Source organism: Paenibacillus sp. UNC499MF (assembly GCF_900107975.1).
GTDB lineage: Bacteria > Bacillota > Bacilli > Paenibacillales > NBRC-103111 > Paenibacillus_F.
The window spans coordinates 63,252-83,782 of record NZ_FNVF01000012.1; the positions used below are offsets into that span (position 1 = coordinate 63,252).

The 20,531-nt window shown below is 53.2% G+C and carries 20 protein-coding genes; 12 read left to right on the forward strand and 8 right to left on the reverse strand.

The features are described 5' to 3' along the window. Positions 1-40: 40 nt before the first annotated feature. The 6 genes from C4S74_RS20500 (at position 41) to C4S74_RS20525 (ending at position 4,668) form a co-directional block, all read left to right on the forward strand. Complete coding sequence (locus C4S74_RS20500; protein ID WP_103997194.1) at positions 41-232, forward strand: hypothetical protein; 192 nt, start codon at positions 41-43, stop codon at positions 230-232. A 32-nt stretch (positions 233-264) separates the two neighbouring features. Next, entirely contained in the window at positions 265-1,368 is a 1,104-nt protein-coding gene (locus tag C4S74_RS20505) for a GerAB/ArcD/ProY family transporter (protein ID WP_103997196.1), read from the forward strand. Between the two features lie 129 nt (positions 1,369-1,497). After that, positions 1,498-1,992, forward strand: coding sequence for a GNAT family N-acetyltransferase (locus C4S74_RS20510; protein ID WP_103997198.1), 495 nt, complete (start codon positions 1,498-1,500; stop codon positions 1,990-1,992). Between the two features lie 148 nt (positions 1,993-2,140). Next, positions 2,141-2,920, forward strand: a complete 780-nt coding sequence (locus tag C4S74_RS20515; RefSeq protein WP_103997200.1) for a TrmB family transcriptional regulator — start codon at positions 2,141-2,143, stop codon at positions 2,918-2,920. A gap of 369 nt (positions 2,921-3,289) precedes the next feature. Next, positions 3,290-3,982: a helix-turn-helix transcriptional regulator gene (locus C4S74_RS20520; protein WP_103997202.1), complete on the forward strand. Its 693-nt coding sequence runs from the start codon at positions 3,290-3,292 to the stop codon at positions 3,980-3,982. A 77-nt stretch (positions 3,983-4,059) separates the two neighbouring features. Next, positions 4,060-4,668 (forward strand): flavin reductase family protein, encoded by a 609-nt coding sequence (locus C4S74_RS20525; protein WP_103997204.1) that lies wholly within the window; start codon positions 4,060-4,062, stop codon positions 4,666-4,668. A gap of 363 nt (positions 4,669-5,031) precedes the next feature. Here the strand turns inward: C4S74_RS20525 and C4S74_RS20530 are convergent, their stop codons facing one another. From C4S74_RS20530 to C4S74_RS20560, 7 genes are all read right to left on the reverse strand, one after another. Continuing rightward, positions 5,032-5,883, reverse strand: coding sequence for a 2-oxo acid dehydrogenase subunit E2 (locus C4S74_RS20530; RefSeq protein ID WP_103997206.1), 852 nt, complete (start codon positions 5,881-5,883; stop codon positions 5,032-5,034). A gap of 391 nt (positions 5,884-6,274) precedes the next feature. Next, positions 6,275-6,808 carry a DoxX family membrane protein gene (locus tag C4S74_RS20535; RefSeq protein ID WP_103997282.1) on the reverse strand — a complete coding sequence of 178 codons (534 nt, stop codon included), beginning with the start codon at positions 6,806-6,808 and terminating at the stop codon, positions 6,275-6,277. Between the two features lie 293 nt (positions 6,809-7,101). Beyond that, complete coding sequence (locus C4S74_RS20540; protein ID WP_103997208.1) at positions 7,102-7,779, reverse strand: DUF4166 domain-containing protein; 678 nt, start codon at positions 7,777-7,779, stop codon at positions 7,102-7,104. Next, positions 7,752-8,708: a DoxX-like family protein gene (locus tag C4S74_RS20545; RefSeq protein WP_103997210.1), complete on the reverse strand. Its 957-nt coding sequence runs from the start codon at positions 8,706-8,708 to the stop codon at positions 7,752-7,754. The genes C4S74_RS20540 and C4S74_RS20545 overlap by 28 nt, the downstream gene beginning before the upstream one ends. Continuing rightward, positions 8,705-9,196, reverse strand: a complete 492-nt coding sequence (locus C4S74_RS20550; RefSeq protein ID WP_103997211.1) for a thiol-disulfide oxidoreductase DCC family protein — start codon at positions 9,194-9,196, stop codon at positions 8,705-8,707. Before C4S74_RS20550 ends, C4S74_RS20545 begins: the two co-directional genes overlap by 4 nt. Before the next feature lie 161 nt (positions 9,197-9,357). After that, on the reverse strand, positions 9,358-9,996 hold the full coding sequence (locus C4S74_RS20555; protein ID WP_103997212.1) for a response regulator transcription factor: 639 nt from the start codon (positions 9,994-9,996) through the stop codon (positions 9,358-9,360). After that, entirely contained in the window at positions 9,962-11,332 is a 1,371-nt protein-coding gene (locus tag C4S74_RS20560; protein WP_103997213.1) for a sensor histidine kinase, read from the reverse strand. The genes C4S74_RS20555 and C4S74_RS20560 overlap by 35 nt, the downstream gene beginning before the upstream one ends. A 223-nt stretch (positions 11,333-11,555) precedes the next feature. On the opposite strand from C4S74_RS20560, the gene C4S74_RS20565 reads away from it, so the two are divergent. The 5 genes from C4S74_RS20565 (at position 11,556) to C4S74_RS20585 (ending at position 15,200) form a co-directional block, all read left to right on the forward strand. Further along, positions 11,556-11,993, forward strand: a complete 438-nt coding sequence (locus C4S74_RS20565) for a GreA/GreB family elongation factor (RefSeq protein ID WP_103997214.1) — start codon at positions 11,556-11,558, stop codon at positions 11,991-11,993. An 81-nt stretch (positions 11,994-12,074) separates the two neighbouring features. Further along, positions 12,075-12,950, forward strand: coding sequence for an S-layer homology domain-containing protein (locus C4S74_RS20570; RefSeq protein WP_258042559.1), 876 nt, complete (start codon positions 12,075-12,077; stop codon positions 12,948-12,950). A gap of 179 nt (positions 12,951-13,129) precedes the next feature. Beyond that, positions 13,130-13,633, forward strand: a complete 504-nt coding sequence (locus tag C4S74_RS20575; protein WP_103997216.1) for a DUF2243 domain-containing protein — start codon at positions 13,130-13,132, stop codon at positions 13,631-13,633. Beyond that, positions 13,630-14,436 (forward strand): cytochrome c oxidase assembly protein, encoded by an 807-nt coding sequence (locus tag C4S74_RS20580; protein WP_181024488.1) that lies wholly within the window; start codon positions 13,630-13,632, stop codon positions 14,434-14,436. The genes C4S74_RS20575 and C4S74_RS20580 overlap by 4 nt, the downstream gene beginning before the upstream one ends. A gap of 230 nt (positions 14,437-14,666) precedes the next feature. Further along, positions 14,667-15,200: a GNAT family N-acetyltransferase gene (locus C4S74_RS20585; protein WP_103997217.1), complete on the forward strand. Its 534-nt coding sequence runs from the start codon at positions 14,667-14,669 to the stop codon at positions 15,198-15,200. A gap of 303 nt (positions 15,201-15,503) precedes the next feature. On the opposite strand, the gene C4S74_RS20590 is transcribed toward C4S74_RS20585, so the two are convergent. Continuing rightward, positions 15,504-15,917: a VOC family protein gene (locus C4S74_RS20590; RefSeq protein WP_103997218.1), complete on the reverse strand. Its 414-nt coding sequence runs from the start codon at positions 15,915-15,917 to the stop codon at positions 15,504-15,506. A gap of 224 nt (positions 15,918-16,141) precedes the next feature. Here C4S74_RS20590 and C4S74_RS20595 point away from each other — a divergent pair, with 224 nt between their 5' ends. Beyond that, complete coding sequence (locus C4S74_RS20595; protein ID WP_103997219.1) at positions 16,142-20,521, forward strand: family 10 glycosylhydrolase; 4,380 nt, start codon at positions 16,142-16,144, stop codon at positions 20,519-20,521. Positions 20,522-20,531 lie beyond the last annotated feature (10 nt).

The following is a 20,531-nucleotide window of genomic DNA, read 5'->3' on the forward strand; positions in this document are numbered from 1 at the left end:
CCCAATCGGGTCCGTCATTCTACGGGAAGGAAAATCCGCTATGATCGCTCTGGCTTTTTTCGCTATCGGCTTGCTCGAATGGTTTAGAACCAATCCCAAACCTCCCGGCGACACCGCCAAATTCTGGGTTCTTTTCTCAGTTCTGGGTTGCTGGAACGTTCTGGCCTCCGTCTTTACATGGTGGCCCCAGCCCAATCAGCTCGCGCATCTGCTGCTTGGTTGGCTGGAATAAAGTTCTTATTTCCGATTGAAGGAGGTGATCGTTTGCGCTCGACGTCTTGGCAGACATTCCGGTTTGCAACGATTTACATGATTTCTCAGCCGATCGCTTTTCTAATTACCCCTCTGATTTCAACCTCCGGCTATCAGGGCTGGATCTCCCTGCTTCTGGGAGGACTCATCAGCGCTTTATTCCTCTGCTGCACGGTCTATATCGGTCGTTTAAGCCCTGGCGTGCCTTGGGTTCAGTCCGGCGAACAAATTATCGGAAAATGGCCGCACCGCTTCTTTTTGTTCGTTGTTCTGTACTGGTGCGTTTATTACGTTTCTATTGATCTCGAGAGCTTTACGCTGTTCTACGGATCGATTTATATGAGAGAAACGCCTCAATGGTTCCTGCAGCTTATGATCGGGCTGGTTATCGTGATTACGGCGCGCTGGGGATTTGTCTCGATTGTCTATATGGCGGACGGACTTTTCCTCATTACGATAATCGGGATCGTTACCATTTTGGGCTTGTTCACGGCGAACGCCAATTTTCAAATGTTCCCCGCCTTATGGACCCATCACAAAATGGGCTTGGCGTTTCGGGATACCTTTACCGCCGTTTCCTGGTTTGGCGAATGGTTCGTTTTTTTGTTTATGGTGCCCCATCTGAAGTTCGGCCCCAAAACGCTTCGCAACCTGCTCTTGGCCTGTCTGCTAGTGACGGTTGCCGTCTCCTTGCAGTGGATGCTGACTTTGTTTAATTTCGGCGCGTATTACGGGAGCCGTATCCAGTATCCCCTGCTCGAATTGATCCGAAGTTCAACGTTAAGTGGATTTCTCGGCAATGCGGATCCCCTGCTGATCGGCTTGTGGACGACATCCATGTTCATTCATGATGCGTTTCTCCTGTATATAGGAACCAAATGCGCGGCGCAGCTGTTTAAATTTCAATCGAGAAAAGCGATCCTTCCTCTCCTGGGCGGAACCGCTGTAGTAGCGTCACTCCAATATTCCCGCGATACGACCCGTTTTCTATCCGATACTAACTCCATGGCCATCGTCGGCTTTTGGGTGCTGGTAGACGCACTGCCCGTTTACTATGCGATTATCGCTTTTGCAAGAAGCAAGCTCGGAAAAAAATACGTCCAGGCCGGCGAATAAAGAGCAGCCTAACTCCGTTTGTAATAAAGTTCTCCGTACAAATCCGTTTTGGGCTGTGCTATTGTGTAAGAAGAGCCGTCCTCGAAGCAGCTTCAGGCGCTCATTTACACTGAAAACTGGAGAGATATCATGTCAGCATCTGCCGTAAGCCCAACCGTTCGTTTGGAATTTTACAAAACCGAGTATGACGAAGGACTCCGTTCTTACTATTTGCCGGACGAGCAGCTGCAGTTCAGCGCTTTGCCCCGGGAAGTGCTTACGTCTGCCGCAGGGGACCCTCACCGCTATCCGGTCGTCATTATGGCCGACACCGGACCTGTCGGTTTTTTTGTGTTATATGACGGCGAAGAGACCGCCCTGTATTCGGACGATCCGCAGACGATTGCCTTAAGGGCATTCTCGGTCAATCACTCGGAACAGGGAAAAGGTTACGCCAAGCAGGGACTGCTCCTGCTCCCCGATTTCGTCCGTAAGGAATTTCCTCTGGCGCGTATCATTGGACTCGGGGTGAATAAGAAGAATATTCCGGCACGCGATTTGTATTTGAAATGCGGGTTCGAGGATCACGGGAAAACGAAGATCGGTCCGCTGGGTCCTCAGCATATTCTTACCCTGCCGTTGTAAGCAGAGGCAGATGCGGCCGGGCGGCTGCATCTGTTTTCCCAGCAAGGAAGACTCATTTTACTGCTGCCGGCGGTTCGGCTTGACGTTTTACCCTCATCATAGTAGTATCATGAAATAACACTATATAATATAAGAGAGGAGGCTCCCTATGATCGAAGAGCTGCGCAAAATCGGGCTGTCGGATCTTGAAGCCAGGTGTTACCTCGCTTTGCATGAGGAACCGCACTTGTCCGGCTATGAAGTCGCCAAGCGGGTGTCCGTTTCCCGGACCAATGTATATGCTGTGCTCCGCGCTTTGACGGAACAAGGCATATGCCGGGTCATCGAAGGAGATCCGGCGCTTTATGACGCCGTTCCGATTGAGGAGCTCATCCGCACCCTTCAATCCGATTTCGAGAAAACTTCCGCCAAGCTTCTTCAGGAGCTTAAGCCGCCGCCCCGGAAGACATCTTCTTTCTATTCCTGGTACGGTGAAGAGCCGCTTAAAAAGGCGATTCGCCGGATCATAGCGAATGCCCGTAAAACCCTTGTGGTCGATATATGGGCGGAGGATATCCAGTGGGTCGAAGAAAGCCTGCTCGATGCGGAGCGGCGAGGCATTTCCGTTACGGTCATTACAATCGGCGAAACGCACAGCCCCCTGCGGCACGTACTCGTTCATCAACGAAGCGAGGAATGGAACAATACGGCCAGCCGGAAGTTTTCGATCCTAAGCGATTCCACCGCTGCCATTATCGGCAGCTTCACGTCCGGCCTCAAACTGTCTGCGCTGGAAACGGATCATCCTTCGGTTACGGAGCTGCTGGTCACCTCCCTTTATCACGATGTGGTGCTGGAAACGATCGAGCAGGACTTCGACGGGGAGCTGCGTTCCGCCTACGGGGAGGATTACAAAAAGATACTTGAGCCTTACCGGGAAATTTTATAGGGGGAACTCCCCCACCTTTTTCAACGGCGTCAAAACTTTGCCTGCGGATAAAAGCTTCTGGATTCTGGACCCGGTCGACGGCGGCGCTTATCTCCACCAAGATGCAGTGAAAAAATATTGAGAACCTGATCCATTTATTTTATGACATTAATTAAATATTTAATTAATCTCATTAACTATTGTGGTTACTTAATGAGATTAATTATTTAAAGAGCCTGCTTTGGGCTCTTTTTTTACCGTTTCTCCGGTCATCCTTAACCACTAATCTGTCTGCTCGCTTGCGCAGCATGTTAAAATTCGGCCCCCGTCGAATAGTGGTTGTGCTATTGTGGAAGTATGGAAATTCAACCGCTTTGGAGGGATGCGAACATGAATGCTTCACCCGATACGATTACCCTGGCAGGTTTAATCGGAGAACCGTCAAGGATGCGGATGCTGCTCGAGCTTCTTAGCGGCAAATGCATGCCGGCAAGCGAGCTGGCCGGAGCCGCCCGCATTACTCCCCAAACGGCCAGCTCTCACCTGGCCAAGCTGGTGGAAGGCGGTCTGCTCACGGTCGAGCTCTCGGGACGGCACCGGTACTACAAGCTTGCGGGCCCCGAGGTGGCCGAAGCGCTTGAAGCGCTGAACGCGCTGGCGCTGCCTAAGCCGGTCAAGTCGCTGCGGGAGCACGACCGGCTTAATCATCTGCGCTTCGCCCGCACCTGCTATGACCACCTTGCGGGGGAAGCGGGAGTGGCACTGGCGGACCGCCTGCTTGAGTCAGGCATCATCGGCCAGTCCGGCCGTGATTTCACGGTGACGGAGAAAGGCGAAATCTTTCTCCGTGCCTTCGGCATAGACTGCGCGGAGCTCCGCAGAAGCCGCAGACATTTCGCCAAGTGCTGCCTGGACTGGAGTGAACGCAGGTATCACATCGCCGGCAGCCTTGGCGCCGCCTTGACGGAGCAGCTGTTCCGACGGGAATGGATCGAGCGTATTCCCGGCGGGCGGGCCGTCCGGATCACGGAATCCGGGCGTGACGGACTGAGGCACTTAGGGGTGAACCTGAGCCTGCGCTGATATCGCGCTGAGTTTGCATCGATGATTCGACGGAGGCCGAACAATCTGGCGTGTATACTTCTTGCGAGGTGATAGTGATGATCAAACAAGAAGCACAGGAAACATTCCGGACAATCCGGCCTTCGATTCTTTATTTCGGCACGCCCGTCGTTCTGCTCACCACTCTTAACGAGGACGGAAGTACGAATATCTCTCCCCTGTCGTCCGCTTGGGCGCTCGGCAGCCGGATTATACTGGGCATCGGAAACGGCGGAAAAGGGCTGGAAAACTTGTCGCGTACGGGCGAATGCGTAATCAATCTTCCGGACAGCTCGCTGTGGGAACAGGTCGAGAAGCTGGCGTCCCTGACCGGTAAATCTCCCGTTCCGGAAACTAAACGCGAGTTATACCGGTACGAAAAAGATAAATTTACGGCTGCCGGCTTTACTTCGGTTCCGTCCGAACACGTAAAGCCCCTGAGAATCCGGGAATGCCCGCTCCAAATCGAGGCCGCTCTTGCGGCCCTACATCCGAGCGATGGATTCTGCATCGTGGAGACGGAGTCCCGGGCCGTTCACGCCGAAGAGCGGATCGTACTGGGAGAACGCTATGTGAATCCCGCCGCCTGGAATCCGCTTATTTACAGCTTCCGTCATTACTTCGGCTTGGATGCGGAGAAAGGCAAATCGTTCAGGTCCGAAACCTGATCGGCATGCGCATTGCTGGGCATGCCCTACTCTAGCATCCATTCCACCCCGAACGTTCCTTCCGCATATATGCCTGATCGTCTGCAGCAACAAGGGTGTATATGCCGGATACCGGTGCGCGGATACGGATTTTGTCAGGCTGCGCGGATCTCAGGGGGCCTTCTGCACATCAGTAAAACGGACCCCGTATCCGTCTTTTTTATGCTCCGCGATAGATCACAAAGGCGGTTCCTCCCTTCGGGACAGGAACCCTAACCGCTTTTTCCCCGTTAAAATAAGCGAAGCCTGCCTCATAGGACGAAGGAGTGCGAACCTCCTGCCATTGTATCGTTTCCGTACTGCTTGGGATTGCAAGCCCGACATTTAATAGATTTGCGTATCCGGGAGGAACGCCTCCAGATTTTGCTTGACTCTGTGCAGGAATTGGCCGGTCACCCTGCCTTCGAGAATCCTATTGTCACTGGAGAGGCAGAGATTCGCCATGGAACGGACGGCAATCATGTCGTCGACGACCCGGGGTCTTTTGACAATCGATTCGATCGTCAAAATAGCGGCCTGGGGGTAATGGATTGTCGGGGAGGAAAGGATGGAACCGAAAGCCCCCGTATTGTTGATCGTGAACGTTCCGTCCTGCATGTCGTCCAGTGTGAGGCGGCCCGTCCGGGCTTTTTGTGTCAGGGCTGCGATTTCGAGGGCGATCCCCGCTACGCTTTTCTGGTCGGCATATTTGATAACGGGAGCAAGAACCGAATCCTCCGTTCCTATGAGCAGGGAAATGTGGACATTGCGCTTCCTGATCATTTTGTCCACGGCCCACACCGAGTTCATGAGCGGATAATCCTTAATGGCCGAAACGACCGCTTGGATAAAAAAAGCCAGATAGGTCAAATTAACGCCTTCCCGGCGCATAAAATCATCTTTAAGCAACGTCCGCAGCTTCACCAGATCCGTTACGTCCGTTTCAATCGACGTTAAGGCGTGGGGAATCTCGCGGACGCTCTGCAGGGTGCGCATGGCTATCGTACGACGAACAGGCGTCACTGTAATAATTTCTTCCGCCTCGCCGACTGTCTCCGCATCCGTTTGACCAAACGGGACAGAAGGATTGTCCGGCCGAGGGATGCCGGCACTTCTTGCGTGAACAGGCTTTTCGCTCGTTTCCGTTTGATTTATCAGGCCATGCTCCATATGCTCCCGCTCCTTTTCCCAACTCATAACCGGGCCAGCCGCCTTTCTTTTACGAAATTCATTGGTAATCTTACATTTTTGTATATAAATCCCTTTGGTTGTTCAGAATTTTACCGCACATGTTTACAAGCTGTCAATTGAATTGCAAGCCTCGAAAAACCGTTCATTACTTCTGACAAACTCGTCAAATCTCGCTCTTTGAAAGAAATCATCTAGCTGGCTAACGATTCAATTGGATGCAACTGGAAATTCGGAGAATATATGATACAATATAGGAATAAGTATTAAATAAGTCCTATTCTTGTTTCAGGCAGTACTTTCTAAGGTGGGCTGACTGATTTTTAAAAAAGAAAAAAAAGCCCTGCCGCATGGCAAGGCTAATAGACTCGTTTGTAAACCATTGCAAATCCGCAAATCTTCATCCGTGTTCAAAAGCAGGTTTGTTGTCCTTGTCGAAACCGACCGCTTTTCTTTTCCGGCCCGCCTTAGAAGCTAAATACGGAAGCAGGTAATAATCAAGTCCGAATCTACCGGCGTTCGCTCCTGCGGCCGCCACGAAAAATCCGAGCAGGATCATCCACGGATTCGTGCTCACCGTTCCCGCAAACATGTACATGAAGTTCATCAACAAACCGAATGAGGCCGCTACAGCCGTCAATCCCCCGAGAATCAAACCGAGTCCGACCAGAAGCTCTCCCCACGGAACCAGTAAGTTAAACGCTTTGACACCCGGCAGGGCCACATTTTCCAGAAAAGCATGGTACGTCGGATAAACGAGTGCGTTAGTCGCCTTATCCGTCACCGGCTTGGCGATAGCCCCCTTCATGAAACCGGTTGCGTCAAAACCTCCCGTAATCTTGCCCCATCCGGCGCTTGCCCATTTCCAGCCCACATAAAGACGAAGCAAAAGCAGTAAACCCGAAGCGTAAACATTCGTTCTTAACCAATTCATCATTCCGATCATCTCCTTTTGGTATGGCTCCGCATCAGCATGTCAGAGCTGTGTTTTGGTGAAAATCTCCTTCCAATTAATCCAATACTGGATATAGATACCCTCCTTTCCATGTAATGGTAAATGTCGCCTTAATTGTACTTGATTTTTAAAACGCTATCAATTTGTTTTTTGCCATTAATTAATGGACTTTTCTCACTCTCACATCGAATGTGAAGCGCAAATGGCGCCAATTCAAGGTGAAACAAAAAAAAGCCCCGTATTACCGGGGACAAAATTTAATGAATCTGTCCTCATTCCCGGAGCTCTTCCCGCAGCGGTTTTACGCGATCCGGAATGTCGGCCGTTCCGCACGGGACAAGCTGCGCACGGAAGGTGCCCTCATAGCCGAATACCGGGCCGAGCACTGGATTTCTCACGTTGACGGTAATTTTATACGCGTCCTCGCGGTCATCGTACCATTCGCAAACATCGGCGATACCGGTTATTGCGGCGGGGAAAGGAAACTGGAGAGACCCTTCATAAAACCGCTGATTCCCGGACCGGATGCGGATTCCACCACCGGGTGTTGGCGCAAGATCAAGATCTACGGCAAGATGCTGCTTGTTTCCGAGATAATCGACGATACGCCCGCGCCGGCTGCTGTAAATCATCGTGGCATCGAAATGCCGCACTCTGGAGCCGAATGCGAACTTCCGGATCCACGTTACCGTTTCCCGGCCGTAGCTGTCCCGGTAAGCGAAATTTTCGATCGTGAACGGAATTTCCGTACCGCTCTCCGGAAACATGATGTGCCGCGAGGTGCCGATCAGCAGCGGAAGAGCCGTCCACTTGCTGGTCCAGACGCGGTGCATCACCCCTTCGCCGACGGAAGCGACGCCGTCTCCGCTGCCGAACCCGAACCGCTCCCGGATGCGGGGATGCAGCCTGGCGATGTCTTCTCCTAGCGCCCGCTCGTATATGGATGCCATCGCGGCGCCCCCTCCTTCCCGTTGCTGCGCGGCTTGCGCAAGCATCGCCCGGCTTGCGGCAAATCCCGCCTGGACCAGAATGCAAGCAGGCACAGGCCCGCCATCGCTCCGCTGAGAGTCAGCGGATTAAACGGCGCCTGCAGCAGCTCGGGACTCCGGGCGAGTGCGGCCGCGGGCAGCGCGATCAGCAGAGCCGCCTGCGCAAGGTAAATGCCGCCCTGCCTGTGAACCGCGGCAGCCAGCAGGCCAAGGCCGATCTCGCCCGCTCCAAGCAGGGCGAGCACAAACCTCTCGCCGCCGGGGAACCATCCGGCCGCCTGCAGCACGGCCAGCTCGCCTCCCTCCGGGAAGAGCAGCTTCGGCACCAGCCCCTGGTACAGCCACAGCAGCGCGAGGAGCCCCGCACTAAAATAGTGCATAAGAGCGCGCTGGATGCTGACCGAAGGCGGGATTCCTTTTTCCAGCCAGATCCGGAGCATGTCAAAACTCCAAGCCGTCGCATAGCCGAATAGCGGACGGAACAAGATCCTGTCGAACCAGCGCCCCGCCGCTCCGAAGCGCGTCTCGTACGTGTAGGAGGTCGCGAACGTTACTCCGCCGCCCTTGGGCGTATATTTCCAATACCCGCTTCCGCTGCGGATCAGCGAGATCCGCTGTGCGGAACCGAACTTGAGGCTCGAAATGCGCTCCCCGGTCAGCAGGTTCACTTTGGCTTTCGTCTCGCCCGTTCCCGCGATGTCCATTCCGAAACCGATTCTCGTCCGGTAATGAAACCGCTGAGGTTCTCTTTCCCCGCTTCGGGGCAGATAGGTAATTTCCGTAAAGCGCAGATCCCACTGCTGATGCAGTCTCGGAGTCTGCGTCGCTTTCCAAAGCGCCTCCATGTCCGTCTGAATGTCGAGCTCCACATAGATCGGTCTTGCTTTCATTCGTCTCTCTCCTTTCCGTGTCCCGGCGGTCTTCCGCTATCCATGCCATCGGTCTCGAACCCTTGCTCCATAAATCTCTTCCCTATGTCAGAGTCAGGGAGAAGGCAGTCCGGCCTCCGTCCGAACCAGAGGTGCCGTCTCCGGGCAATCCAGTCGTATACTCTGTCTCTTATAGAAACGGGCACGACGGCGAAAACACCCAGTACCGGCCACATACCCGGCATGTAGCGGAAAACGCGCAGAGCCGCCGCGGATTTCGTATACGCCCGGCCGTTCCGGATCAGTACGAACGTGTCCGGGTCCCCCGCCGCCAGCCTTTGCTCTTGTAAGAGGCGTCTGCCTGCCTCCGACCGGATAGCGGCAAACGCAAAACGGCACAAGCGGTCCCGGCGGATCACAAACCGGCTGATTCCGTGACACAAGCTGCAGGATCCGTCGATCAAGAGAATGACGGAATCGTTCCCAGACGCCTTTTTTTGTCTCCCCATTGCTCCCGCCCCTCACGGCATTTCTCTCCTGTCTCCGCTGTCTTAACGCCAGTATAGGGCACAACGGTGCTTTTGCTCAGTTCTAACTTATTTAGGACGCGGCAAAAAGAGGTTCTACGAATCGTAGAACCTCCTGTCGTTCATACCGCCGGAACAGGGGGTCATTCCGCTTGTTTATCCCGCGAAATGCCCCGCCTCCGCACTTTTTCGACCGCTTCTTTACTGCTTTTGACGCCCAGCTTTTTAAGCATCTTATTTACCTGGTTTTTCAGGGTGCTTTCCGCCTTCACAAGTTTTTTCTCGATTTGGGACTGCGTATAGCCCTCCTCGATCAATTCGAAGACCTCCCGTTCGGCTGCCGTCAGCTCTTTCAGCTGTTCTTCCCTTTTGAGCCGGGAAAATTCTTTCAGTAAAGCATCCATGGCTGCAGGATGGCGATAGGCACTGCGAACGGCTTGGGGAACTTCGCGGAATCTCGTCTTTTCAATATAATTGACGGCTCCCGCGGTAAAAGCTTCCGTCATGACATGCTCGTCGGACATCGAAGTCAGCATGATGATCTTGACCGGACGCAGTTCCAGCATTTCCACGGCGGTATAGATGCCGTCAAGTCCGCGGTCGGTCAGCTGAATATCCATCAGCACCACATCGAAATCAAGCTTCGCCGCCATATTGACGGCCTCGTCGGGATGAACGGCCGCGCCGACGACCAGAAGATCGTCTTCCTTATTTAAATAGGAAGTCATCGCTTTGATCCAATCCGGATCATCTTCCACGAGCAGTATTTTGATAAGTTCCATCTGAATTCTCTCCGTTTAATTGAAGAATTTTGTTGCGCGGAAAATAAAGACGCACGCTCGTCCCGGCACCCGGTTTGCTTGAGATTTCCACCGAGCCTCCGGATTTCTGCATCACATTGTACACGTAAGACAAGCCGAGTCCGTAATTGTCCGCTTTTTTCTTCGTCGTATAAAACGGCTCAAACACGCGCGAGAGCGCGCCCGGAGGAATCCCGCAGCCCGTGTCGGAGACGCTCAGCACAGCGCCCTGCCGGACCGGCGCCAGCGTCACGGTAAGCGTTCCCCCGCCGGGCATAGCTTCGGCCGCATTGCCGAGCAAATTGCCGATTACCTCCGTCAGGTGAACGGGATCGAGCCGGACCGACGGACGGCATTCGAAAATAGTCTTGATTGTTATCTCCTGCCGTGCCAATAACCGTTCGTGCAGACGGACAGCGTCCATAGCCAGCTTATCGAAAGGCACCGGCCGTTCTTTAAGTACGATCTCCTTCGTCCGGTTATGAATACGGCCTACCATATCGAGCATATGGTCTGAAGCGGCTGCGATAATCCGCAGATGCTCCTTCGCTTCCGCGTCCTTTTCGCCCAGACTTCCCTGCAGATTTACCGTGCTGAGCGAAATTTTGCCGAGCTCGTTTTTGATCGAATGATTGAGCAGTGCCGTTCCCGATGTGACCGCCTGCATGGTCGTGTCAAGCGAATCTCTTTCAAAACGGAGCCGGATGCCCAGTACACCGTAAACAAAAACGCAAAGCAGCGCCACCGCAAACGAATATAAAATAAAGACGGAAACATACCGGAAGAAATCGAATGCAGGAGAAAATACGCGCGCCACGTTAATAAACAGCAGTACGCCAAGCAGCGTGGGAACGATGATCAGCGTCGTGATGAGCCGGTTTCTTCTGTGAAGGGGATTTTCTTCTTTTCGTAGAGAACGAACAAGCAGCCAGCAGGCGCTCAAATAATAAGGAGCCGTCCACAAAAGCAGAGGACCGTAATGGATCGCAAACGCATCCTTCGAAGCCGTGTACGCCAGCATGGCCGGAACGGGCAGCAGCAGCAATCCTTTGGCAAGCCGCCGGGCCCCCGGTTTGTTCTCCAAAACGCCCGCATAGACCAGACTGAAAACGAGGACCCCGTAAGGCGTCAGCGTATGGTTAATAAATTCCGATGCGTGAGCGAGTTCCGTAAAGCCTTTCTGCCGGAGCAAGCCGGTTAAGCCGCCTATGGAAGCGCTGAAAAGAAAAAACGCCGCCCACCGGTTTGTCTCTTTATGAAGGTGCGGAATCAGAACAAGCAGCGATGCCGTCGAGAGGGCCAGAAAATAAAAAATCATCGTATCACCTTTAGATAAGCAGTTAAGTTTTATCCTACCATATTCCTCCAAGGAAATCCGGTCACGGATAGCTTTTACGGAAAATTCTGATAGTATAGAAGGAAGGGCTCCTACCGGGAGTCTTATTTTTACATAAGGAGGCACACCCCTATGACGACCAACTGGAAAAAAAGGCTTACCGGCATTGCCGGCGCGGATTTGGGGATGGAAGGAGGAATCTACTATGAACCTTAGTCTGACGGGTTCCCGGCACCAGCTCATTAATCAGCTCGTCTATTTCGACGAGGAACTGCATCAGTTCCTGGAGCTTTATTTTCCCTCCCCGACGAAATCGCGAATTTACACGGAGGAGCGCCTTCACGAATATTCCGAAGCGCTCACGAATCTGATTAGTGAATTCAGCGAAGAGCTTCTGCATTCCAAAGTGCTGATCGGCAGTAAAGTGCAGATCCGGTACCTGGATGATAACGAGTCCGATACGTACTCGATCGTTTTTCCGTCCAAAACGGACCCGGCCAGCAACCGGATTTCATTCTTATCTCCTATCGGAAGCCATCTTCTGCTGGGATCGCGGGAACAGACGTTTACGATCGAAACTCCTTCGGGCGAATGCTGCGTGAAAATCGAAGATATCCGGTTCATGAACGCCGGTGACGTTTAACGGTATACGATTTGTATCACAGGCCGATGAACAAGCAACCTTCTAGAAATTTTTTCCGTTAGTAAGGTTGAGGTGAACTACATGATGAAAAATAAAAAGAACATGATTGCAGCACTGACTCTGGGATGCTCTCTACTGGCAGCTTCTTCCGCTTCGGCGTTTTCCGACGTTCAAGGCTCGGATGCAGCCGTTATCGAGTCTTTACAGAGCAAGGGAGTGATCCAGGGCGTGTCGGAGGACAAATTTGCGCCTCAGGGCAAGCTGACGTCCGTGCAGGGCGTACATCTGATCGTCAAGGCTCTGCAGTTGAAGGCGGCCGGCGGAGCTATACCTGGTCCGGATGCGCCCTGGTACGCCGAATCGCTTGAAATCGCCGCAAAAAACGGTCTGCCCGTCGAACTGGCGGCAGATTCGTCTGCCGAGCTGACCCGGGAACAGTTTGCGCATCTTTTGTTTAAAGGAATCCGCGCGACCGGCGACTACCCGCTGATCAAGATGTATATTCAAGTCGCGGACGAAGACGAGATGACCCCGTCGTACCAAGGCAGCATACAGAATCTGCTGCTTATGAAGGTAGCCTTCCTCGACGGCAAAAACGAGTTCCATCCGCAGAATCCTATTACCCGGATGGAAGCGGCCGGTATGATCGCCAAGGCGATTGAATTTACCGACCGCTACAAGGAACGGACGGACGAGCAAGAGAATAAGGAAGTAAGCTTTACGGTCGAAAAGGTAAACGAGGACATCAACAAAATCGTACTTACCCGCAAGGAACAGCCGAGTCCCGGATACGGTCTGTCGATTACGAAAATCGAGATGAACGACAACGGGCACGCGAAAGTCCATTACAAGCTGACTTCTCCCGAACCGGGTAAAATGTATCCTCAAGTCATCTGGTCATCGAAAGCCGAAACCTATCTTTCAAACAAATATAAAGTCGATATCCAGGCCGACTGATTGACAAGCGCCGCTTCCGTTTAGAGGAAGCGGCGCTTTTTTATCCGCGAATTGTCGCCGGCCGCCGCATAAGCACTTTCCTCCCGAACCGAAGACGAATGCCTTCTGATTAAAACAGTTTTATTGGGGTAAAAATGGAAGGAAAGCTTAGCGTCTATCTCGCTTTGGAGGTATCCCCAATGGCTGCACGACACATAACCGGAAAAAGCTCCGAAGGGCGTATCGCCTACCTCGGACGCAATTTAGGATCCGGATTTCTTTTCGGAGTCGGAATGGTTGCTTTTATCGATGAGACGGTTTTTCATCAGCTTCTTCACTGGCACCATTTCTATGACAAGTCCACCTCGGACATCGGACTGATCTCCGACGGTCTGTTTCACGCGTTCAGCTGGTTTGCGACGATCGGCGCCCTGTTTATGTTTGCCGACCTCCGCAGACGGAACGTCTGGATAAAAAAACGGTGGCTCGGCGGCTCGCTTCTCGGCAGCGGTATTTTTCAACTTTATGACGGAACGATCCAGCATAAACTTATGCGTCTTCATCAGATCCGCTATGTAGACGATGTAGCGGTGTACGATATCATCTGGAACCTGCTGGCCGTTGTCATGATCGTCGCCGGAAGCTTGCTTGCAGTCCGTGCCCGCAGAGAAGTGGAAGCGGCGGAAGGAAGCGGTGCACGGTGAGCGGTCATGTGCATCACGACAGCGCAGCATGGCCGGGCTGGCTTTCTTTTGTGCCCTTCCTGCTTATACTTCTGCTTTACGTTTATGGCGCGCTTAAAAGCGGCCGGAGCTACAAAGCATGGCCGCTCCGCAGATATTTGTATGCGTTTCTCGGTATTACGAGTGTCGCCGCCGCTCTTGCGGGTCCCCTTTCCGACAATGCGCGCACGGATTTTGCCGCGCATATGACCGGGCACCTGCTGCTCGGAATGCTTGCTCCGCTCTTGCTTGCACTCGCGGCACCGGTCACGCTGCTCTTGCGATCAATGCCCGTCCAGGCATCGCGGCGTGTTGCCGTTGTAATGAGGCACCGGGTATTCGGCCTGCTGAGCGACCCGCTCACCGCTTCTTTTCTCAACATCGGAGGACTGTATGTTCTTTACTTGACGCCGTTATATTCCCGGATGCATCACAGCTTCTTATTGCACGTGCTCATTCATGCCCATGTTTTCCTGGCGGGCTACTTATTTACGGCTTCTCTTATTTCCGTGGACCCGGCGCCGCACCGCAAAAGTTTCGTATACCGGGCCGTCGTGCTTGTCCTTGCTCTGGCCGCACACGGAATTTTGGCGAAATATTTATACGCCCACCCCCCGGAAGGTGTTGCACCGGAGCAAGCGGAAACCGGATCGCTGATCATGTATTACGGCGGCGATGCCGTAGATATTGTGCTCATTACGTTATTTTTCCTGCAGTGGTACAAAGCGGCCCGCCCCCGCAGCGCCGCCATCGCCGGCCTGCCTCAGAAGAGCCGGAACTCTTAAAACAGTTCGGGCTTTTTTGTCGTTCCGGACAAGGTGCTGATCACCGACAACTACTGGTACATGGTCGATTCTTAACAATTTCTGCTGCCGGATTTTACGGAAAGCGGATTACTGTGCTGCGGCAGTTCACCGTAAAGGAAGGAAGATTTTTATAACAAAAAAAGCTTGATAAACAGGAACGTTTGTTCTAATATAAGAATATTAGGTAATTAATGGAGGGATTTACAGCGATGGGCACACTTCATTCCGGCAAGAAGGATAACTTTAAAACTTCAATCCGTCCTTGGTCAGATACCGATTTCCCCCTGCTTCAGCGGATGAATACCGACGAAATGTGGGCCCATCTCGGAGGACCAGAAACGGAAGCTGCGGTAGCTTCCAGACACCAGAGGTATTTGAAACCCGTACCGGGCAAGGTCCGCATGTTTACCATTTTTTCAGATGAAGACACTGTGGGCAACGTAGGCTACTGGATGCAAAGCTGGAAAGATCAGAACGTTTATGAGGTGGGCTGGGGCGTACTGCCCGAATATCAAGGGCGCGGCATCGCTTTCACCGCAACTTCGGCCATGCTCGCCATTCTCCGAAACGATGTGCCCGGTGCAGTCGTTTATGCGTTTCCCGACGTGTCCAATTCCGCTTCGAACGCCATTTGCAGGAAGCTCGGCTTCTCGCTCGCGGGAGAAACGGAAATCGAGTTTCCAGCAGGTTCCTGGATGAAGTCGAATGAATGGAGACTTCAACTTTCCGGACAAACAGAGTAGCTGACAGTTTCGTTTTCTTCTTTTTGAGTTACATCGGCCGCAATTCATGCCCGCGCTGGTTTTCTCAGTTTTGCCTAAGTTCTCAGATTGCCTGGCTTTGCGAGGTTTTGAGTCTGCCTGGTCCTCCGCCAAACTGTGTGTTTCCCGCACCTTTTGGAGCCTAATACTCCCTGCTTTTCTCCGTACCGTACCCCATTTCTCAAGCGTTCCTGCATTTCTTCGATTGTTATCGGGTTGAGACCCCACTATTTTACATATTCGGCGCCGCTATGAATGAACGGCAGCGCCGCTTCCCTTCTTTACTTAACTCTCATTCAACTGCAGCTGCCAGGTGACTCCGTAACGATCGCTAATCCAGCCGAACATTTTACTGAACGGATAAGATCCCAGTGGCATCAAAATCTGCCCTCCCCGGGACAATTCTTCGTAAACACGCTGAATTTCTTCCTCGTTCTCAAAAGCCGTATACAGCGAAATAGCGGGGGTAAACGTCCAATCGTGTTTTATATTGCTGTCGATGCACATAAAGACTTGTCCGTTTAAAGAAAACGACGCGTGCATAACGCTTCCTTCCTCGCCGGGTTCGTTCGGACCGTATCGCGTTATCCGGATGATTTCCGAGTTTTCGAACACCGACGTATACAGATTCATAGCTTCCTCCGCCTGCCCTGCAAAGGTCAGAAAAGGTGTTACCGGTGACATCTCACCCTTACTCATTCGAACCGCTCCTTTACGTAGTTATCTTGCAAAAGTTAAGAACAACGCATTGAATTTATGGAAAGCAAAAAATAAAATGGATTGATTCTCCAAATGTGTTTTTCTATAATAGAGCTGATTGCCAAAAACAGAAAGGAGGTCCCATTATAATTAAATAATGCCCCTATACATGGAGCATTTCCCAAAGCCGGCCCTTTTAAAAACAGATAAGGAGTGATACTTGATTGGATCGCACATATAGGCGCACCCGTCCCGCTCTGTCATTTTTTACGGTCATCACGCTCTTGATCGGCTTATTCCCTTCAATTTCTGCAAGCGCTTACTCCGCCTCGGCTTCTTCCCTCGCCTCCAGCTCAGTAACCGGCATCACATACGGCTCTTACAGTTCCATCTCCTTGACGCCTAATCCGGTGACAGTTGCTCCCTCTTCCCTGCAGCAGTTTGCCGTATCCGCTTACGATGCCAACGGGAACGCGTCTCCACTTCAGGCGGGCGATGTCACTTGGTCTGCCGACAGCACGATCGGCACTGTGGATACGAATGGCTTGCTGACGGCTGCGCCGGTCGGCAGCGGCTTCAAAGCCGGTTATGTTACCGCTTCTTACGGAGGGTTAAAAACCCAAGCGCTCGTAATGGTCGGAAACAAAGCGACAGCCTTGCTTGAAGATTTTGAGACCATTAACAACGGCAAAGCACTGTTAAGCGCTGGAACCGCGGGAGCGGCGGGTACGAAAAGCTCCATCGGGCTGGCGGAAAGACCGGAGCCGGTGCTTTACGGAAGCCGCTCTCTTAAATTTGCTTACGACATGAGAGGAACCGCCGGTACGTCGGCCGCATTCGTCAGTCTCCGGAATCCCGACACGGGAGCTCTCGACAGACCGATCGAGGGCACGCCGAAGAAGATCGGCGTCTGGGTTTACGGAGACGAGAGCAGTCATTGGCTGCGCGCAAGGCTCAGAAATCAGGCAGGTGTTTCTTTTACGGTCGATTTTACGAGCAGCACCGGCTTCAACTGGAAAGGATGGCGCTACGTAACGGCAGACATTCCTTCTTCACAGCCAGGTCCCTTCAAGTTTATGGATCTTTATCTGGTTGAAACGAAGGATACGAATAAAAATGCCGGGATCCTTTATTACGACAGGTTGAGCGCAATCTACTCAAACACCGAAATTACAGGGCTGGACCTGACCGGATTGACTCCGATGAAAACCGGTCAGAGCAAGAACGCGGAGGTTTATGTGACCAAAGCCAACAGCACCTCGCCTCAACAAGTGGATAACGGAGTCAGTTTTTATAGCAGTAATCCCGATGTAGCCACCGTAGACGCCGGCGGCCGGGTAAGTGCTTTGAATGCCGGAAAAACGGTAATTGTCGCTATTTACTCCGACAGTCAGCCCGCCGCGTTTGAAGTGGACGTCACCTCTGACGAACCCCAGGTGCTGGGCATTCAGGCCTTTGCGCCGGAACGGCTTGAAGCAGGCCGAACGGGTGCTTCCAAAGTTTTCGCAGCTTACGCCAATCTGGCAGATCCGCTCGAAGTCACGAAAGAAGCCCGGTTCGTAAGCTCCAACCCTTCCGCAGCCGAAGTAACGGCGGACGGAAAAATCATAGCAAAATCGCCAGGTACCGCTTCGATTACGGTTAGTTTCGCGGGCCGGCAGACGACTGTTCCCGTTACGGTTATCGAACCCGTTCCGGTTCTTACCAAGATTCAGCTAACCGACGTCAAGTCGATGAAAATCGGAGCCGTGCGGCAGGCCAAAGTGCTTGCCACTTACACGCTGCTCGACGTACCTCAGCCGCCGGCGGCAGCGACAAGCGGCGTGGTCTTTACGAGCAGTAATCCCGCAGCAGCCGAGATCGACGCCACAGGAGCAATTACGGCCAAGAGCATCGGTGTGACGACGATAAGCGCCTCGTTAAACGGCAAAACCGACACGTATTCGCTCGTCGTTAACAAAGAAACCGGCGATCCGAAACGCGAAATGAGAGCCGCCTGGATCGCGACCGTCGAAAATATCGATTGGCCCGCAAAAGGAACATACGATGCGGGGCAGCAGAAACAACAGCTGATCCGTTTGCTTGACGAACTTCAAGCCACGGGAATCAATACCGTGATTTATCAGGTCCGTCCGACATCGGACGCTCTCTACCGTTCCGCCTTGAATCCATGGTCCGCCTGGCTGACGGGGACGCAGGGCAAGGATCCGGGTTATGATCCGCTTGCCTTCGCCATCCAGGAAGCCCATAAACGGAATATGGAGCTTCACGCCTGGTTCAACCCATACCGCATCAGCAACGATACGGATAAAAGCAAGCTGGCGGATAATAATCCCGCGGTTCTGCATCCCGATTGGGTCGTCTCTTACGGAGGCAAGCTCGGCTACAATCCCGGCAAACCGGAAGTGAAACGGTATATCATCGACAGCATCATGGAAGTGGTAAACAACTATGATATCGACGCGGTACATTTTGACGATTATTTCTATCCTTATCCCGTAACCGGCGTGGATTACCCCGACGCTGCGGAATATGCGGCCTACGGATCGGGTATGAACATAGCGGATTGGCGCCGCAGCAATGTAGACTCGCTGATCCGGCAGCTCTCGGGCGAAATTAAAAAATCCAAATCTTACGTGCAGTTCGGCATTAGTCCATTCGGCATCTGGAAAAATAAAGCGAACGATCCGGGAGGTTCCGAAACGAACGGACTGGAAAGCTACTCGGCGATCTATGCCGACAGCAAAAAATGGGTGGACGAACAATGGATCGACTACATTACGCCTCAGCTGTACTGGAACATCAATTACAGTCCAGCTGCCTACGATAAGCTTATCGACTGGTGGAAGCGGCAGGTAGAGGGCAAACACGTTCTGCTCTACGCGGGTCACGGCGTTCATAAGATCGGAGCAGACGACCCGAACTGGCTGGATCCGGACCAGCTGCCTAACCAAATTTTGTTCAATCGGAATTTCACCGACGTTAAAGGAAGTATGTTCTTCTCCGCCGCGCAGGTTCTGGAAAACAAACTTGGTTTTCAAGACCGCTTAAAAACCGACTTGTATCTCTATCCGGCCCTTATGCCGGAAATGAGCTGGCTTTCCAAGTCGATCCCGGCCGCCCCGGCCGTAACGGCAGCAGCTGAAAGCAGTGGAATCAAGCTGAGTATCCGAAACGAGGCGGGCGGCACGGCCGGCACCTATGTGATTTACAGATCTGAGGGCACCGGGGCAGCAGACATTTCGAATCCCGCTCACATCTGGAAGCAGGTAAAAGCAGGACCTGCGGGACTCCAAACCGTGCCGGACACCACCGTGCAAGCGGGCAAGACCTACACGTACGTCGTGACGGCTCTCGAACGCGGAAGCAGCTTGGAAAGCCAAGGAACCACCGTTACGGCAACCGCGCAGTCTTCTTCGGGCTCAGACGGCTCGGGTTCGGGAGGCTCTGGCTCGGGAGGCGGTACGGGACCAACGAGTCCGACGGTTCCTACGCCTTCACCGCCGGGCGGGATTCAAATCATAGACCCGTCCGAGCTTAAGGAAACAGACGGTAAAGTAACCGTTTCCGTCCCGGCGGGCATCCGCGAGATACATCTGCCGGCCAAAACGGGTACGATTATCGGCGGCAGCCGCCCGCTTATTCTTCAGTTTGCCGATGTAAGTGTGTCGGTCCCGAACCCGGTCATACAACAGTGGCAGGCGCTGACGGCCGATACCGGCGCGAAGCTGGTTTTCAAAGCCGAGCCTGTCGATGGAAGCCGGCTGCAAGCTCTGCTGCAAACGGCCAAGCACAAAATGGGCGTTGAGGTCCGAAGCCGGGGAATGTACGACTTCCGGATGGAAGTCCAATCCGGAGGCGAATCCAAAGCCGTGTTGGACCGCTTCTCTGCTCCGCTTGAAATCGCGTTTCATGGGGCGGGAGGAAGCGACTTGAACCGTACGTCGCTTTATCACCTGGTCGAAGACGGAACGCTTCAATATGTCGCCGAACAGAAATTATCAGGCAGCGGAACGATTGTGGCGAACATCAGCCATTTCAGCACTTACGGCTTGTTGGAAGTAACCAAATCATTCCTGGATGTAGACGCCGGCCATTGGGCGTATCCGGCAATCAGCGAACTGAGCCGTAAGCTGATCATAAACGGTGTTACCGAGAACCTTTTCAGTCCCCAGCGCCAAGTGACCCGGGCCGAGTTCGCCGCCCTGCTCGTACGCGCTCTGGGGCTTCCCCAAAAATCGGGAACTCCCTTCACGGACGTAAAAGCCGGAGACTGGTTCGCCGGAGAAGTCGCAGCGGCATTTCATGCGGGAATCGTGACCGGTATGACGGATTCGCAATTTGAGCCCGGCGGAACGGTCACCCGCGAGCAAATGGCGGCAATGCTGGTCCGTGCCTACGAGATGGAACACGGAAAGCTGACGGCCGCGGCGCCTCCCCTATCCTTCACGGATGCCGAAAGCATCCGCGAATGGGCTAAGGGCGACGTCGCGAAAGCAGTCGCCTCCGGGCTCCTGAACGGGCGCGAAGGCAACTTATTCGCGCCTCAAGCTATCCTTAACCGTGCGGAAAGCGCACAGGCGGTTTACAATCTTTTGAAATAACGGGCAGCTC